This is a genomic window from Bacillus cereus group sp. N11 (genome assembly GCF_016483605.1).
GTDB classification, from domain to species: Bacteria; Bacillota; Bacilli; order Bacillales; family Bacillaceae_G; genus Bacillus_A; species Bacillus_A toyonensis.
In genome coordinates this window covers 58,549-75,678 of sequence record NZ_JAEHBN010000016.1, presented here as the reverse complement: position 1 = coordinate 75,678, position 17,130 = coordinate 58,549, and the positions used below count along the sequence as shown (strand labels likewise).

The window sequence follows — 17,130 nt, the reverse complement described above, 5'->3', positions numbered from 1 at the left end:
ACTCTTTCATTACACTACTAGTCAAACGGTTTACGTTTCACCACCACTTTACTTAATGAAATGATTATCCTACAAAGAAGCATGATTTTACGGGATATATGAAAAACTACATTCTATGTAGAATGTAGTTTTTCATATAACCGTTTACTTTAAACTCACCTTTTATTCAAATTCCAACTCATTGAATGTCAATAGTTTAAAAAGCGTCTATTCCTTTTCACTTTCATTTGTTCGATATTTTGTAACATCATCATAGTGTTTAATATGTTAGGATGTCTATAAGTCACTTTCACTACAAATATGACTTTTTCTGCTTCGCATTTAAATTCCCCATTGTATGTATAGGAACACTGCAAATTATTACCATTAGAAAACATAATTTAAATGGTTCACCCTACTATAATAGTTATAAAAACATAACATATAACCTTAGTTAAATAAATTTTATAAAGAAGGTGTAAAAATGAAGAATAAAATAAATTTACAAATGCAAAATATAAGCTTTGTTATCATAATTGCTTTAGCAGTATGGTTAAAAACATATCTTATTACGCGATTCAGTTTTGATTTAAAAATTGAGTCTTCTACACAAGAGCTTATTTTGTTTATTAGTCCTCTCGCTGCATCGTTAGCATTTGTTGGATTAGCATTATTTGCAACTGGTGAAAAGCGAAATTATATAGCGCTATGTATTAATTTCTTATTAACGATCGTACTTGTCGGAAATGTAATGTTCTATGATTTTTATAGTGATTTCGTTACGTTACCAGTACTTGGACAAACATCAAACTTTGGCCAATTAGGCGGTAGTATTATAGAAATATTGAACTACAAAATTATACTCGCATTCGTAGACATTATTTTCTTCTTTATTTTATTAAAAAAGAAGACATTGGTCTTTAAAACAGAACGTGTAACACATTCTACACGCTTACTATATTTCGCCTTAACAATTGCTGTATTTTCTGCAAATCTGCATCTTGCAGAAAAAGAACGCCCTGAATTATTAACGAGATCCTTCGACCGAGTAATGCTTGTCAAAAATTTAGGACTATACACTCACCAAATATATGATTTAACGCTGCAAGCAAAAGCAGGATCACAAAAGGCACTCGCTGATAGTAGTAAATTACAAGAAACTGAAAACTACGTAAAAGCAACCCAAAGTGAACCAAATCCTAATATGTTTGGCGCAGCGAAAGGAAAAAATGTAATTGTCGTTACTCTTGAATCCTTGCAAACCTTTTTAATAGGAGCATCCGTCAATGGTCAAGAAGTTACACCTTTCTTGAATGAATTCATAAATGAAAGCTATTACTTTGATAACTTTTTCCACCAAACTGGACAAGGAAAAACATCCGATTCTGAATTTCTAATAGATACATCGTTGTATCCATTAAACCGTGGAGCTGTATTCTTCACACACGGAAACAATGATTATACTGCAACTCCAGAAATTTTACGTGAACAAGGTTATTTCACTTCTGTATTCCATGCGAATAACGCAACATTTTGGAATCGTAACATTATGTACTCAGCTCTTGGTTATGATCGTTACTATAATGAACTTGATTACAAAATCACGCCCGAAACAAATTTAAATTGGGGATTAAAAGATATAGAATACTTTGATCAATCAGTAGATATGTTAAAAACGATTGATCAACCATTTTACGCTCGTTTCCTTACTTTAACAAACCATTATCCATTTACGTATGATGAAGACACAAAATTCATTGAACCATATAACTCTGGTAATGGCGTATTTGATCGTTACATCGTAACATCACGTTACTTAGACGAATCCATTAAAAACTTTATTGAGCGTTTAAAGGCCGAGGGGCTTTATGATGATTCTATTATTGTATTATACGGTGATCATTATGGCATTTCTGAAAAACATAACCGTGCAATGGCGCAGTTTTTAGAAAAAGATCAAATAACAGAATTTGATACTTTACATTTACAACGTACACCTTTATATATTCATATCTCTGGACAAACAAAAGGTCAAACGATTTCAAAGCCTACGGGACAAATTGATGTGAAACCTACTATTCTAAATTTATTAGGGATTGATACTACGAACGATATCCGTTTTGGTCACGATATGTTTTCAGATGAATATACAGGATTTGTTGTTTTACGTGATGGTAGCTTCGTTACAGACAAATATGCATACAAAAACAACACTTTTTATGACCGCATAACAGGTGAAATTGTAGATTTACCAAAAAAAGAAGCTCAAGCACTCATTAACCGTGCACAAAATGAATTACGTATGTCTGACAAAATTATTGAAGGCGATTTATTACGTTTCTCAGAAAGTAATAAAATTAAAACTGGCGAAGTAAAAACTAAAATTAAAACTGGCGAAGTAAAAACTAAAATTAAAGAAACTGAAAAATAATCTATATATGCGAAAGGAGCAACTCATTACGGTTGCTCCCTTTTTCCCCTCTTATAACAACGGATATAAACAAAAAAACAACTCCAAAATCCACTTTTGGAGTTGTTTTACGTTTATTCTATGCTTGTTTCTAAATTTAAATCTGTATAGGCATTATACTCACCTATATTTAAGATTACTTCACATTGACGTAATCTCAATTCAAAGAGCGTTATAGAATCATGATACACTTCAGGATTTGATTTCATTTTATGTAATATCTCTTGTTTTTCTTGTATTTCTAACTGCGTATTTTCTACAGCTTGTTTCAAGGAGTTAAATGGATTTCTAAAGAACATATTAATATCCCGCTCTTGTGTATTTTCAAACAGCTCAAATTGCAAGAAAAATTTCTTCATAATAGAAGCCGTTACTTCTGTATAATCTTCATTTTCTATATACTGTTTATATTTGTTATATAGCATAGATCTATTCTTTGGAAGAACCCCAAATAATTTGCCGGCACTTTTCAGTAAAAATTGCGCTGGCGTAAATCGGCGTAAAATATTTACTTCTTCCATTTGTATTCTAGTCGTCATTCTATCAGTATCTCTGCGCCAGTCATCAAGCACTTTAAAGTCACATTCTAATTGTATTCGATTTTCTCTAAATAAAGAATTAAGTCCTTCACTGAGTTCTTCTAAGTGCAATTGACTTTGAAGTAACTCATTATTAGAAGTTTCAATCCAATTTTGCATAGAACGAGCAAAGTTAGGTAATACAGTTTGTTCTAAATATTTGTGTACTCTTTCGTTCATTGCTGTATTTAGTTCCATTTCAATGTTTCCAAAATCGCTTTCTTCACTGATTAAATCAGAACAACTCTGCAGTAGCTTCGGAATATGTTCAGTAAGACCATTCGTAATTTCTGTTTTCATTGTACGATACGATTGTGTAATGATATGAATTTTTTCCCTCTCAAAAGCAGTAAGGTTATTAATACTACCATTTAATTTAACTAACATATCTTCATTCCAATTCATAGCATCCACTAGATTGTTTTCCTTCTCAACGCGTTTATCTAAAAGGTATGTAATTGTTTTTCGAATGAAAAACAATAGCTTTTCAGTACGATCTGCATCGATATTTTTATAGTTAAAGTTAAAACGAATAAACTCAGTTAAATCATTTAGTTGTTGATTACTTGTATATAACGAAGAGTAAGGGAAAAGTCTCGCTTGCGGGAAATACGCGTTTATTCTCGCTTGCGTATCATGTAAAACTCTTTTTACTTCTGCTTCACTGTAAATGTTATCGATTTTATTTAATAAGAAATGAATTTGTAGATTTGGTGTATGTTCTTGAATACTTAATAGAATGTCACGTTCTTTGTCAGTAAAAGGTGAATCCGCATTCAATACGAACAATAATTCGTCTACAGAATTCAGATATTCAAATATCTCATCTCTAGTATCGTTATTTCTATTAAAGCCAGGTGTAACTACAAATGTAAGTTTATTTTCACTTAAAAATTTGCATGGTAGTTTAAATTCAACACACGCTCTATCTCTATACGTTTGGTGGTGTAAAGACATCATATCATGGTAATCAGAGAAATTCTCAGTTGTTGTAATTGCTGAGTCTGTTATAGCGTTAATTTCTGTATGAGCATCATTTTTTAAAACCACTACATTTGAAATTGAGTTTTCTAATATATTTTCTCCTACTATAGAGTTAATAAATGCAGTTTTTCCATTTCCTGAAGTGCCCGTTACTAAAATACGATTTGTTCTTAAATCTGCAAGTTCGCTAACTAACCATCTAAATCGGTGACCCATTTCTATATCATGCTTTTGTGCCCACTGTGTAATAGATTCAAAAAGATGTAAACTATACTCTAAGCCATCCACATGATTAATAGAATACAACAGTAGGTTTTCTGCATTTTTTATATTTGCTACATCTATTTTGGAAGGGAAAATCTCATCCCATGCCAATACAGCTGCTGATGGAAATACAGCATAAGAAGAATTGACTACCTTTAACCAATTTGTTAACAGATTTGGAATGATATCATGTAATTGTCTAAGCGTATATTGGCCTTGAATTAATTCAAAATACGTTTCTTCGTAAAGAGAAGAAATTTTGTCCCATATATCGGACGAATGTATTTCGATATGTAAGAAAAACTCATTTATTGTGTTAAGCCATAATAAGTAATTTTGTTCATTTTTATAACTGTTCCAAAGTGATGATACAATTTGTGTAAATTGCACTTGATCTACATGATTTAATGTAACTAATACTTCATGAAAATAGTCTGGTGAAATATTTTTAGTAAATCCTTTATCGATATACCCTTTTAGCACCTCAAACCAAGGATAAGATTCTGTTCGAACCAGCTCATTCACAGCAAGCTCTACTGCACTATCAAAATCTTGCTGTTCTTCATAAAAAGAACGGGCAATTTTGGTGACATTCGGATAATCGGGATTTAAAGAAACCGCCTCTTTAATTACAGCGAAAGCTGAGTCAAAATTATTTTGCTCGATGTAAAGAGAAAGTAGTTGCAGTCCAATTTCAGTCATCAATATTTTGTTATCAGTAGTAATGGAAGTATAAACCTCTTCAGCAACTGATAGTCGGTTTAGTTCAAAGTAAGCATCCGCAATGTTTTTTTGTGCCCATGGTGCTAGTTCGTTGCCAACTTTCTCCCATTTGAAAATAGCTGATTCAAAATCTTGATGGTGATAATAAAATTCACCTTGTGCAAAACGAATATAAGACCCATCGGAAATTTCATGTTTTTCTTCGTTTACATAAACTTCCCCAAGTACGTCAAGAGGTGGTTTTGTTTCATTCTCCATTAGGAATGTTTCATAATACATCTTTTTTATTAATTGTTTTTCTATTCTCATCTTTTCCCCCACTATATCTTGAAAACACACTTTTAAGATATGTCAATACTTTTTTTATGTATGCTTTTTATCTTAACAAAGAATTTCTTTTGGAAAATTTCATTTTCCTTTCATTTTTCAAGTAAGATTGAATTTTTATGAGAAAAGTTTCAGTTCTTTTTCAATTCGCTTTCAGTTGTGAAACAACATTAAGTGTTCCTAATAACCTAATAACACTATAATATTCCGCATTATATTATCAGGAAAACTATATATATATTACATTATAAAAACAATCTATAACGAATATATATGCATTGTTTGTTTCACCGATAAATAAAAAAACTCACCACATAATGGTTATTAGATAGACCAATATGCTACGTCCTTTCAGAATTTCAAACACACCACGATAACTTAAACAACAATAATAGTGAACGGCTATCATTACAATACCTCTCTCAAATTGTTTTCCTTTAAAATATTTCAGTAGTTATGTAATTAAATTGTTCTAACCTATATAAATAACTAGTCCAAAAAAACTCTATATGCATATCATGTTATAGTAAAGAATTCAGGAAATCCTAAAAAGGAGGCATTTTCATGTTTGAAGATAAATCTAAAATAAATTACCCATATGAATTTACTGAAACTACAACAGTCCCTCTAAAGAACCCCATTGATAAAAAATTCAAGAACGGCACAGGTACACATAACTTCCCAATTAAAAAGCATTATAAAGAGCAGGTTTTATATACTGAAAAAATTAATAATAATAATAAAAACAAATAATCCTATAGATCCTTATAACAATTAACCAAATAAGAATCAATATTTGGCCATGCATAGTTATATGTTTAATAATGTAGAAATCTTTATTATACAATTTACGTACCTTTAAAAAGTGCTGATATACGGCGCTTTTTTATACATAGATAAATTAAAGCTTACTTAGTCTAGAAATAAACTGTAAAATCAATCCACCTTATTTTCGTTTAACAATTAACTCTACATATTAAAAGGGAGCAACATTTACTGTTGCTCCCTTTTAATATCTAATTTTAGTATCCCTACATAACCCTCTTAAACATCTTCTCCAACTCATAAGTAGAATGATGTACAAGAATCGGTCTCCCGTGCGGGCATGTGTATGGATTTGTTGTTGTACGAAGTTCTTCAAGTAAAGCAAATATTTGATCGTTCGTTAAATATTGATTTGCCTTGATAGATGCTTTACAGCTCATCATAATGGCTGCTTCTTCACGTAACTTTTTAATATCAACTTTTTTTAGTTTAACAACTTGCTCCATCATCTCATCAATGATTTCTGTTTCTTGTCCTTTCGGGAACCACGTTGGATGCGAGCGAACAATAAAAGATTGATGGCCGAATTGTTCCAAAAATAGGCCGACTTTTTTAAGTTCTTCTAGTTGCTCTTCGACACGTAAAAATTCAGTAAGAGATAGGTCAATACGGTACGGTACAAGTAGTTCTTGTACTTCTTGCGCTACTCGTCCTACTTTATCACGGAAGTACTCATAATTAATACGTTCCTGTGCGGCATGTTGATCAATCATATATAACCCATTATCATTTTGAGCGAAAATATATGTTCCGTGCATTTGTCCAATTGGATAAAGCGGTGGTAAATCGTTACCGTTCATTTCAATCTCTTTTATTTCCCCGACCTCTTCTTCCAATTCCTCTAATTCAAAGTCGTCATCGTTACTGTTCCACGATTTCTCTTCTCGAATCGGTTCTTCGATTATCGGTTTAGAGGATGGCTGCCAACTTTGCTCTTCTCTTACGAGCGACTGTGGTGGTTGCCATTCTCGCTTCGCCGGTTGCCAAAGCTGCGCTGGTTGTTTCACAGTTGTTCGTTCTTCTTGTTTTTCATCCATGTCAGTCGGTAAAACGATGTTTGGCATCTGTGGTTCTTTCGGCTTTGTATGCTCAAACTGGAACTGTTCTTGCACACTTTCGTCTTTTTCTTTTTTCTTCGTTGTTACGCCTGCATCTGGAATGAGCTGTATTTTTTTAAATGCTGCTTGCAATGTTTCTTCGATAAGCTTTAGCAATTCTTGTTCTTTACTAAATCGAACTTCTAATTTTGCTGGATGTACGTTAACATCAACAAGCATTGGGTCCATTTCAATCGATAAGAAGCCGATTGGATATCGTCCAACTGGCAGTAATGTATGGTATCCTTGCTGAACTGCTTTCATTAATACGAAATTTCGCACGTAACGGCCATTTACGATCGTTGACATATAGTTACGAGACGCTCGCGTTACTTCTGGTAATGTTACATACCCTTTAATTGTGAAATCTAAAGATTCAGCTTCAATTGGAATAAGCTTCTTGGCAACTTGAATGCTATAAATTGATGCAAGTACTTGCCTTACATCACCATTTCCGGATGTATGAAGCAATTTCTTTTCATTATGAAACAGTTTTAACGATACTTCTGGATGTGACATTGCAATACGATACACGATATCTGTAATATTCCCAAGCTCTGTATGAATTGTTTTCATATATTTAAGACGCGCTGGTGTATTAAAGAATAAGTTTTGTACTGTAATATCCGTTCCTTTTCGGCTCGCTGTTTTTTCTTGTTTTATAATGTCTCCACCTTTAATGATAAGGTGGGTACCCGGCGCATCACCTGTGCTAGTGATTAATTCCAATTCACTAACTGAGGCAATACTTGGCAATGCCTCACCGCGGAATCCGAGCGTTCTTATACGGAACAGATCGTTTTCATCTTTAATTTTGCTCGTTGCGTGGCGTTCAAATGCAACGATACAATCTTCTTCGGCAATGCCATCTCCATTATCAATGATGCGAATTTTTGATAAACCAGCTTCTTCTAAGTGGATTTCAATAGATGTACTATTCGCATCGATAGAATTTTCCACAAGTTCTTTTACGACTGAGGCAGGGCGCTCTACTACTTCCCCTGCCGCAATTAAGTTAGAGAGTTGATCATCGAGTTTGCGAATTTTCCCCATCTACTTACTCATCCTTTCTTTAACTTTTTCTGTAAGCGATACAGTTCGTTCATCGCTTCTAAAGGCGTCATATCTAGTAAATCAATTTTTTTAATTTGTGCAAGTACTGCGCTTTCTTTTTGATCAAGCACAGGCTTGTCTTGTTTTTTTGAAGATTGGTCTCCTCCAAAGAAAGATAGTTGTGACTCTTCTTCAGTCTCTTCTTTCTTTTCTTGTATTTCTGCCGGTTCTTCTTTTACAACTACAGGTTCTGGAACAACTTCTCGCACCTTTACTTCTACACGCTTTGGAATAATAATTTCTTCTTGTCCTTCTAGTTGCGCTAACACTTCTTTTGCACGAGCGATTAAGCTATCTGGAAGCTCAGCAAGTTGCGCAACGTGAATTCCGTAACTTTTATCGGCTGCTCCATCTTGAATTTTATGAAGGAAGACTACTTTTCCATTCTCTTCAATAGCTGAAACATGTACATTTTTCAGTTGATCTAAACTTTCTTCTAGCACCGTTAATTCATGATAATGCGTAGAGAATAATGTTTTTGCACCAATTTGGTCATGAATATGTTCAATGATTGCTTGTGCAAGCGCCATACCATCATACGTTGATGTACCGCGTCCAATTTCATCAAATAAAATTAAACTTCTTTCTGACGCATTTGCAATCGCATTTTTCGCTTCTAACATTTCAACCATAAATGTACTTTGACCTGAAATTAAATCATCCGCTGCACCAATTCTCGTAAAGATTTGATCGAATACAGGTAATACCGCTTCTGTCGCTGGTACGAAACAACCAATTTGTGACATAACAGTAACAAGTGCTAATTGTCTCATATACGTACTTTTACCAGACATGTTCGGTCCTGTAATTAAAAAGACATCCATCTTCTCTGGCATAATACAATCATTTGGTACATACAATTTCCCGTTCAATACTTTTTCAACGACAGGATGGCGACCATCTTTAATAAAGATTTCACGCTTCGTTGTTAGCACGGGTTTTACAAACTGCTCTTCTTCACTTACAGTCGCAAAGCTTTGTAGTACATCTAATTCACTAATTACTTTCGCTAAATGTTGTAATTTCGGAATGAATACTTTTACTTCTTCACGAAGTGCTGTAAATAAATCATATTCCAGTTGTACAATTTTCTCTTCTGCTTCTAAAATTAACGTTTCTTTTTCTTTCAGTTCATCTGTAATGAAACGCTCAGCATTAGCAAGCGTCTGTTTTCGCTCATAGCGCCCTTCTGGAAGCGCTGCAAGATTCGCCTTCGTCACTTCAATGTAGTAGCCGAAAATACGGTTGTATCCAATTTTTAATGATTTAACCCCTGTAATATCACGCTCTCGTTTTTCAAGCTCCGCGATCCACGTTTTCCCATTTTTGCTCACGTAACGATATTGATCAAGCTTGTCATTATAACCGTCTTTAATAATATCTCCATCTTTAATAGAAAGTGGTGGGTTTTCCTGAATACTTCTTCCTAGTAATTCAGTTAAGCTCTCACATGGATCCGCACCTTGAATTAACCTTGCTGCATAAGCATTATCTAAAAGACTAATCGCTTCTAAAATAGCTGGTACTTGAAGTAAAGAACGTCTTAACTGTAATAAGTCCCGTGCATTTACATTACCAAATGCAACTTTCCCTGCTAAACGCTCTAAATCATATACTTCTTTTAGCTTTTCTTTTAAATCTTCACGTAAGAAGTAATCATTTACAAATGTTTCTACCATTTCTAAACGTTCTTCCACTTTCTCTTTCTGGATCAGCGGACGTTCCATCCACTGTTTTAACATACGGCCACCCATAGCTGTTTTCGTTTTATCTAATAGCCATAATAGTGAGCCTGTTTTTTCTTTCGTACGAAGAGTCTCAGTTAACTCTAAATTACGTTTTGAGTGCACATCAATTTTCATAAATTGATTTGTATAATAAATTTCTACTGGTTGCAAATGATCTAATGAACGTTTTTGTGTTCTTATCACATAGTTAAATAAGCGTCCAATCGCTTTAAGTAACTTTGCTTGTGAAACATTTTTCACAAGATGTTTTAACCCTTCCGGAATCGTTGTTGCATCTTCATACGAAATCGTCATTTTTAATGTTTCAGTCAATTTATTTAATTCATCTTTTGAAAATGTAGAATCTACAACAATTTCTTTCGAACCAGTTGCATACACCTCTAATAAAATATCTTCTACTGAACCTGTTAACAACGTCACTGTATTTTGTCCAGTCGTTAAGTCATTACAAGCTAGCGCATAAGATCCATCTTCGAAATGTGTTAATGCTGCTAAAAAGTTATTCTCTTTCTCGTCTATTGTACGCCCTTCCATCATCGTTCCTGGCGTAATTAGTTGTACTACTTCACGACGTACTACACCTTTAGCTGTTTTTGGATCTTCCACTTGCTCACAAACAGCTACTTTATATCCTTTTTCAACAAGTTGTTCAATATAATTTTTAGCTGCATGATGCGGTACACCGCACATCGGTATACGATCACTACTACCACCATCTCGGCTCGTTAATGTAATTTCAAGTTCATGAGCTGCTTTAACCGCATCTTCAAAGAACATTTCATAAAAATCACCTAATCGGAAAAATAAAAAGGCATCTTCATAGTCTGCCTTAACCTTTAAGTATTGCTGTATCATAGGCGTATATTGCGTCATGTCTTTCCTCCATAATTTTTACATAATAATCTATATTCATCCCGCATTAACGGGCAGTAAGATTCCCACCTCAAAAATCGGCTGGAACAAAGAAGTTAGGTGGGAGATCAACTGCCCGTAAAAGCCCGATTGGTTCAACTAATAATCAGTGGGGATGCCCCCCACTGATTATTAGTTGAACTTTATATATGTCACACTTCACGGACATCCATCTCTCCTATTTCAGGAGTCTTTCTTCATTATAACATATTTCATAAAGATTCATGTTCATTCAGCACCACTTATGTAAAGTAAAAAGCTAGGAAGAACTTCTCCCTAGCTTTCTATTACTCTTCTTCTGCGTCAACGATAAAGTTCGGATCTAATTCTTCAAACTCATCATCATCGACTTGGAAATCCTCATCTGATTCTACACAACCTTCAGGATTTACACTTACACAAATTTTTGTTTCCCCAACTACTTCTGTTACAAATTCACGTTCTACAGTTACAACAATTTTATTCCCATTTGGCGATACAAGAGCTTCTAAACAATTTGGCGGTTGAATGACACGAGCAATAATTTCTAAATCGTCACCAGAGAAGTTCTTATCACGATAACCAATGCTTACTTCGTCAGTGTAGTTCACACGTTCTGTTACAACTTCAGTCTTTGTATTGCCATCAAACGAATACCAAGTGTTCACATCATAGAAACCTTCAATTTCTACATGTTTTCCATTCTTTCTCGCTTCGTACGAGTGGTTAATTACCCAGCACCCTAAAATACTTGTTGGCTCATTATTCGATTCACATGTATGCGTTGACTTTGTATACTTACGTCCTTTTCCAACCACTGCTTTTGTAATAATCTCTCTAAATTCGGACATTCGTAACCCTCCTCAATCACTATTCACTTAATCATATGCGTGACAATAGCGGAATGTGTCATTCTTTTTTTGAGAAGAACTTACGTTTAATCCACTAAAAAAAAGAGATGTCAATATGACATCTCTTTAACAACCACAATTTCCTTTTTTACTTTCTACCGCCGCACCAGTTTCACCCTTAAGTACATCGCCGCCAGTTGAAACTAATATTTCATCTGTAACATTATTAGAAATGGTACTCGCAACTAACTGTAGTAAGTCATTTACATATGTTTGTGAAGATTTAAACTCCTGCACAACTGGAATATTGTCTAACTTATCTTGAAGTGCGTCAATTTCAGCTTCTACTTTTTTCAAAGCTTCCCACTTCCCGTAATGTTGCAAGTTAACTGCTTGTTTTTGCAATGCTTTAATTTCATCAATTGCGTGCTTTACATTTTCATTTTTATGAATTTGCGCCTCTGCTTTCTTAAAAAAATCAACTTCTTCTGTTTCAGAAATCATTTTCGCTAATTCTTTCGCTTGCTCTACAATTTCGTCTTTCGTATATACTTTCATCTATTATTTCACCTCAATCGGTTCCTCAACTAATTCCCCGTTAAGAGACCAAGTTTTTGCTTCCGTTATTTTTACTTTCACAAGCTGACCAATTAAAGATTTTGAAGCGACGAAGTTTACAAGTTTATTCGTACGAGTATAACCTGCAAGTACTTCCGGATTATTTTTACTTTCCCCATCAACTAACACTTCTACAACTTGACCTTTATAACGATTATTCTTTTCAACTGCCAACCCATTTACGAGTGTGTTTAATCGTTGTAATCGTTCTTTCTTTACTTCCATAGGCACATTATCTTTCATTTTTGCAGCTGGTGTACCTTCTCGCGGGGAATAAATAAATGTAAATGCAGTATCAAATCCTACTTCACGATATAACGACATCGTTTCTTCAAATTGCTCATCTGTTTCATTTGGGAAACCGACGATAATATCAGTTGTTAATACTGCGCTTGGAATTGTTTCTTTAATTTTTCTTACAAGTTCTAAATAATGTTCACGTGAATATTTACGTGCCATAATTTTCAACATATCTGTGCTTCCAGATTGAACTGGTAAGTGAATATGTTCCACTAGATTTCCACCTTTTCCAAGCACTTCAATTAAGTGGTCATCGAAATCACGTGGATGACTCGTTGTAAAACGAATACGGGCAATATCAACTTTACGAAGTTCGTCCATTAAATCGCCAAGACCGTATTCTAAATCTTCAAAGTCTTTACCATATGCATTTACGTTCTGTCCAAGTAGCGTAATTTCTTTATAACCATTCGCAGCTAAATGACGAATCTCTTGAATAATATCTTCTGGACGCCTGCTTCGCTCTTTTCCGCGTGTATACGGTACAATACAATATGTACAGAATTTATCACAGCCATACATAATATTTACCCAAGCTTTAATATCGCCACGACGTACTTTCGGAAGGTTTTCAATTACGTCTCCTTCTTTTGACCAAACTTCAACTACCGTCTCCTTCGAGAACATTGCATCTTTTAGAATGTACGGTAATCTATGAATATTATGCGTGCCAAATACCATATCTACATGCTGATTTTTTTGCATGATTTTATTTACAACAGATTCCTCTTGAGACATACAACCACATACACCAATTAAAAGGTCCGGATTTCTACGTTTTAATGATTTTAAATGACCAAGTTCACCAAACACTTTATTTTCAGCGTTTTCACGAATTGCACAAGTGTTTAATAAAACTACATCTGCATCTTCAGTTGAAAATGTCGGTTCATATCCAAGTGTTGTGAAAATACCTGCCATTACTTCCGTATCATGCTCATTCATTTGACACCCATATGTACGAATATAAAACTTTCTTCCTGCACCAAAATTACGAAACTCTTCAGGTAAGCCAAAATCCCGTTCAATTTTAACTTCTTCTTTTCCACGCTTTTTGGCATCTTTTAAGGAAGGTGGTTGATATACGCTTTCAAAGTATTTGCTATAATCTTTCTCTTCTTTTTTCGTAGAGGAATTTGCTTGTTGACTTGCTAATCGTTGTTGCTCGTTCATCGGTAATCTCCTTTCACCCTTAACTATACACACTCTGTAGTCTATTTTAATGCGCTTAGACCCACCTTAAAAATGGTTAGATAGCTTGATTGAGAGATAACTTGTCCTTTGAAACTTGAGTAATCGATCTAATCATCCGTAAGAATGAAGTCTTCCCCACACAAATAGACATTCCCTTTTTATTATTTCATCTTGTCCTACCCAAAAGCATATTGCTTTATCCCTATACACATTACCATAGTATGAAGCGTTTAGCCAATTTTAACAAGGAATAGGCCCTGCCTTATCTTACATTTCATAAGCAATGAACTTGCCATTTCCATACAACGATCCTTATATTATTTTACCATTCTGAATTTTCTAAGTAAACAAAGCTATCCTATATTTTTCATTCAGTAAAAAAAGGTTGCCAAATGGCAACCTTCTAATCGTTACATAAATTCAGCAACAAGCTCATCAAACATTTTCTGATCCATATTTAAATCAGCTTGTACTAATGGCTTTTCACTATAGCCTTTTACAAGTTCTTGATATGATGGTTGCGCAGTATTTTGATAAATTAAACCTGTTACTAATCCGTTATTTTCCATTAATGTTTGCATAGCCATCATGCGATTAGATGGATCATATCCCTCTACTGTACTTAGTTTCGTTAAGTTCTCTTTGAACCAATCGTACGTATTTACTTTATTATAAGTAACACATGGACTAAATACATTAATTAATGAGAACCCTTTATGGTTAATACCAGCTTCAATAATTTGCGTTAATTCTTTTAAATCACTTGAAAAGCTTTGCGCCACAAATGTTGCACCAGCTGTTAATGCCATTTCCATAACATTTAATGATGGTTCAATCGAACCTTGTGGTGTACTTTTCGTTTTAAATCCAGCTTCACTACGTGGTGAAGTTTGGCCTTTTGTTAATCCGTAAATTTGGTTATCCATTACTATATACGTAATGTCAATGTTTCTACGAATAGAATGGATTGTATGTCCCATACCAATCGCAAATCCATCACCGTCACCACCTGATGCGATAACTGTTAAATCACGATTTGCCATTTTCACACCTTGTGCAATCGGAAGGGCACGTCCATGAATACTATGCACACCATATGAATTAATATAACCTGATATACGACCTGAACAACCAATACCAGAAACAACAGCAAGTTCATCTGGATTTAAGCCAACGTTAGCTGCCGCACGCTGAATTGCAGCTTGCACCGAAAAGTCTCCGCAACCTGGGCACCAGTTTGGTTTTACACTGTTACGAAAGTCCTTAAATGTTGCCATTTAATACAACCCCTTTTTTGCATTCATTGTAAATCTCTTTTGGCAAGAATGGGTTTCCATCATATTTTAAAAGACTAGAAATTTTCTCACCACTACCAAGATTCATTTTCATAATGTTAGCAAGCTGACCAGTCGCGTTGTTTTCTACAACTACAACACGTTTTGCATTTTTCACAAGTGGATCGATTTCAGCTTTCGGGAACGGGTGAATTAAACGGATTTGAGCATGGTTTACTTTCATACCCTCTTGTTCTAAACGCTCCATTGCCTCTTCGATCGCACCACGAGTTGAGTTAAATCCAACAAGCAATACATCTGCTTCCTCATGCTTAACATTTTTATAAACAGGGGTATTAAACTTCAAGTTCTCCATTTTACGGAAACGTTTGTCCATTTGATCTTTACGGTTTATTGCCGATTCAGATGGTTTACCAGTTTCATCATGTTCTACACCTGTAACATGGTGAATACCATTTTTCATACCAGGTAAAACACGTGGTGAAACGCCATCTTCTGTTACTTCATAACGCTTGAAGTATGCTTTATTTTCACGTTCTGGTAATTCTGCTTCTAAATCCAGCTTACCGCGACGAATTTCCACTTTATCTAACGTAAGCGGTTCTACAGTTTGTTTACCTAAAGAAAGCTGTAAATCCGTTAAGAAAATAACAGGCACTTGATATTCTTCAGCTAAGTTAAACGCTTCTACAATATCATAGAAAGCTTCTTCCACTGTACTTGGCGCCATTACGATTTTTGGAATTTCACCATGCGTACCGTAAATCATCGCCATTAAATCAGACTGCTCTTGTTTCGTTGGTAACCCCGTACTTGGACCACCACGTTGCGTATCAACAATTACTAGCGGTGTTTCTGTAATACCTGCTAAACCAATCGCTTCCATCATTAAAGAAAGACCAGGCCCTGCAGATGCTGTTAATGTACGAACACCAGCATAGTTTGCGCCAATTGCCATTGTACAAGCTGCGATTTCATCCTCAGTTTGGATTACTGTTCCGCCGACTTTAGGCAATTTTTTAATTAAGTATTCCATAATTTCAGATGCAGGTGTGATTGGATATGCTGACATAAAACGAGCGCCACCAGCTACCGCACCAAATGCGATTGCATCGTTTCCAATCATAAACATGCGTTTCTTACCATCAGCTTTTTCAAGCTGCATCATGTTTACTTTCTCACCTAGCAATTCTTTCATATATTGAGAGCCACGTTTAATTGCGTCCATATTCTTTTGAACGACTTGCTCTCCTTTACGACCAAAGATTTCTTCAACAACATCCAAATAAGCTGTTTCGTCTAAACCTAATACCGCACTTGATGCTCCAACAGCAACCATGTTTTTCATTAATGATGTACCTAATTCTGAAGCAATATCTGTAAACGGTATCACATATAAATTTACATCTGTATTGTCAGGTATTGTTGGATTAAATTTCGCATCCGCAACGACAATTCCGCCTGGACGTAGTTCGTGGAAGTTAAAATCAATTGTTTCTTGATCAAAAGCAATTAAAATATCTAAGTCATCTGAGATCGCACGTACTTCTGTTGTACTTACGCGAATTTTATTATTTGTATGGCCGCCTTTTATACGTGATGAGAAGTGGCGGTAACCGTATAGGTAATATCCTAATCGGTTTAATGCTATACAGAAGATTTCCCCTGTACTTTCAATTCCTTCACCTTGTTGGCCTCCAACTTTCCATGAAAGTTGACTAATCATCTCCTACACCCCTTTTGGCTGCATTCATTGTAGTGTATTTTTTTACAGTATTAGTTTAGCATTTTTTATGCAAATAAACTACAACGGACGCAAATTATGCCTCTTCTGATTTCCCTGAATCTTAAGTATAAAGCTATTTCGTTTTTC

At 34.7% G+C, this 17,130-nt stretch carries 10 protein-coding genes and 1 pseudogene; 2 read left to right on the top strand and 9 right to left on the bottom strand.

Annotation, left to right across the window (positions count from 1 at the left end; genetic code table 11):
- Window positions 1-463 precede the first annotated feature (463 nt).
- On the top strand, window positions 464-2,410 hold the full coding sequence (locus JDS98_RS23365; protein WP_199634380.1) for an LTA synthase family protein: 1,947 nt from the start codon (window positions 464-466) through the stop codon (window positions 2,408-2,410).
- Between the two features lie 113 nt (window positions 2,411-2,523).
- Here JDS98_RS23365 and JDS98_RS23360 read toward each other — a convergent pair whose 3' ends face one another.
- Together JDS98_RS23360 and JDS98_RS30350 are read right to left on the bottom strand one after the other, a co-directional pair.
- Entirely contained in the window at window positions 2,524-5,307 is a 2,784-nt protein-coding gene (locus JDS98_RS23360) for a dynamin family protein (protein WP_199634379.1), read from the bottom strand.
- 331 nt (window positions 5,308-5,638) lie between these two features.
- A pseudogene (locus tag JDS98_RS30350) lies at window positions 5,639-5,776 on the bottom strand (IS6 family transposase); the annotation flags it as partial.
- A gap of 113 nt (window positions 5,777-5,889) precedes the next feature.
- Between JDS98_RS30350 and JDS98_RS23355 the strand changes: the two are divergent.
- Window positions 5,890-6,078: a hypothetical protein gene (locus JDS98_RS23355; RefSeq protein ID WP_000461139.1), complete on the top strand. Its 189-nt coding sequence runs from the start codon at window positions 5,890-5,892 to the stop codon at window positions 6,076-6,078.
- A 278-nt stretch (window positions 6,079-6,356) separates the two neighbouring features.
- On the opposite strand, the gene mutL is transcribed toward JDS98_RS23355, so the two are convergent.
- From mutL to JDS98_RS23320, 7 genes are all read right to left on the bottom strand, one after another.
- Complete coding sequence (mutL, locus tag JDS98_RS23350; RefSeq protein ID WP_000516451.1) at window positions 6,357-8,300, bottom strand: DNA mismatch repair endonuclease MutL; 1,944 nt, start codon at window positions 8,298-8,300, stop codon at window positions 6,357-6,359.
- An 8-nt stretch (window positions 8,301-8,308) separates the two neighbouring features.
- The gene (mutS, locus tag JDS98_RS23345) at window positions 8,309-10,981 is read right to left on the bottom strand and encodes a DNA mismatch repair protein MutS (protein ID WP_199634378.1); all 2,673 of its coding nucleotides are present in this window, start codon (window positions 10,979-10,981) and stop codon (window positions 8,309-8,311) included.
- Window positions 10,982-11,307: 326 nt separating this feature from the next.
- Window positions 11,308-11,850, bottom strand: coding sequence for an outer spore coat protein CotE (cotE, locus tag JDS98_RS23340; protein WP_001288802.1), 543 nt, complete (start codon window positions 11,848-11,850; stop codon window positions 11,308-11,310).
- Window positions 11,851-11,976: 126 nt separating this feature from the next.
- Window positions 11,977-12,408 (bottom strand): YlbF/YmcA family competence regulator, encoded by a 432-nt coding sequence (locus JDS98_RS23335; RefSeq protein ID WP_000870465.1) that lies wholly within the window; start codon window positions 12,406-12,408, stop codon window positions 11,977-11,979.
- 3 nt (window positions 12,409-12,411) lie between these two features.
- Window positions 12,412-13,941 carry a tRNA (N6-isopentenyl adenosine(37)-C2)-methylthiotransferase MiaB gene (miaB, locus tag JDS98_RS23330; protein ID WP_001005380.1) on the bottom strand — a complete coding sequence of 510 codons (1,530 nt, stop codon included), beginning with the start codon at window positions 13,939-13,941 and terminating at the stop codon, window positions 12,412-12,414.
- Between the two features lie 431 nt (window positions 13,942-14,372).
- Window positions 14,373-15,239 carry a 2-oxoacid:ferredoxin oxidoreductase subunit beta gene (locus JDS98_RS23325; protein WP_000190161.1) on the bottom strand — a complete coding sequence of 289 codons (867 nt, stop codon included), beginning with the start codon at window positions 15,237-15,239 and terminating at the stop codon, window positions 14,373-14,375.
- Window positions 15,226-16,983 carry a 2-oxoacid:acceptor oxidoreductase subunit alpha gene (locus tag JDS98_RS23320; RefSeq protein WP_000625412.1) on the bottom strand — a complete coding sequence of 586 codons (1,758 nt, stop codon included), beginning with the start codon at window positions 16,981-16,983 and terminating at the stop codon, window positions 15,226-15,228. Before JDS98_RS23320 ends, JDS98_RS23325 begins: the two co-directional genes overlap by 14 nt.
- Window positions 16,984-17,130 lie beyond the last annotated feature (147 nt).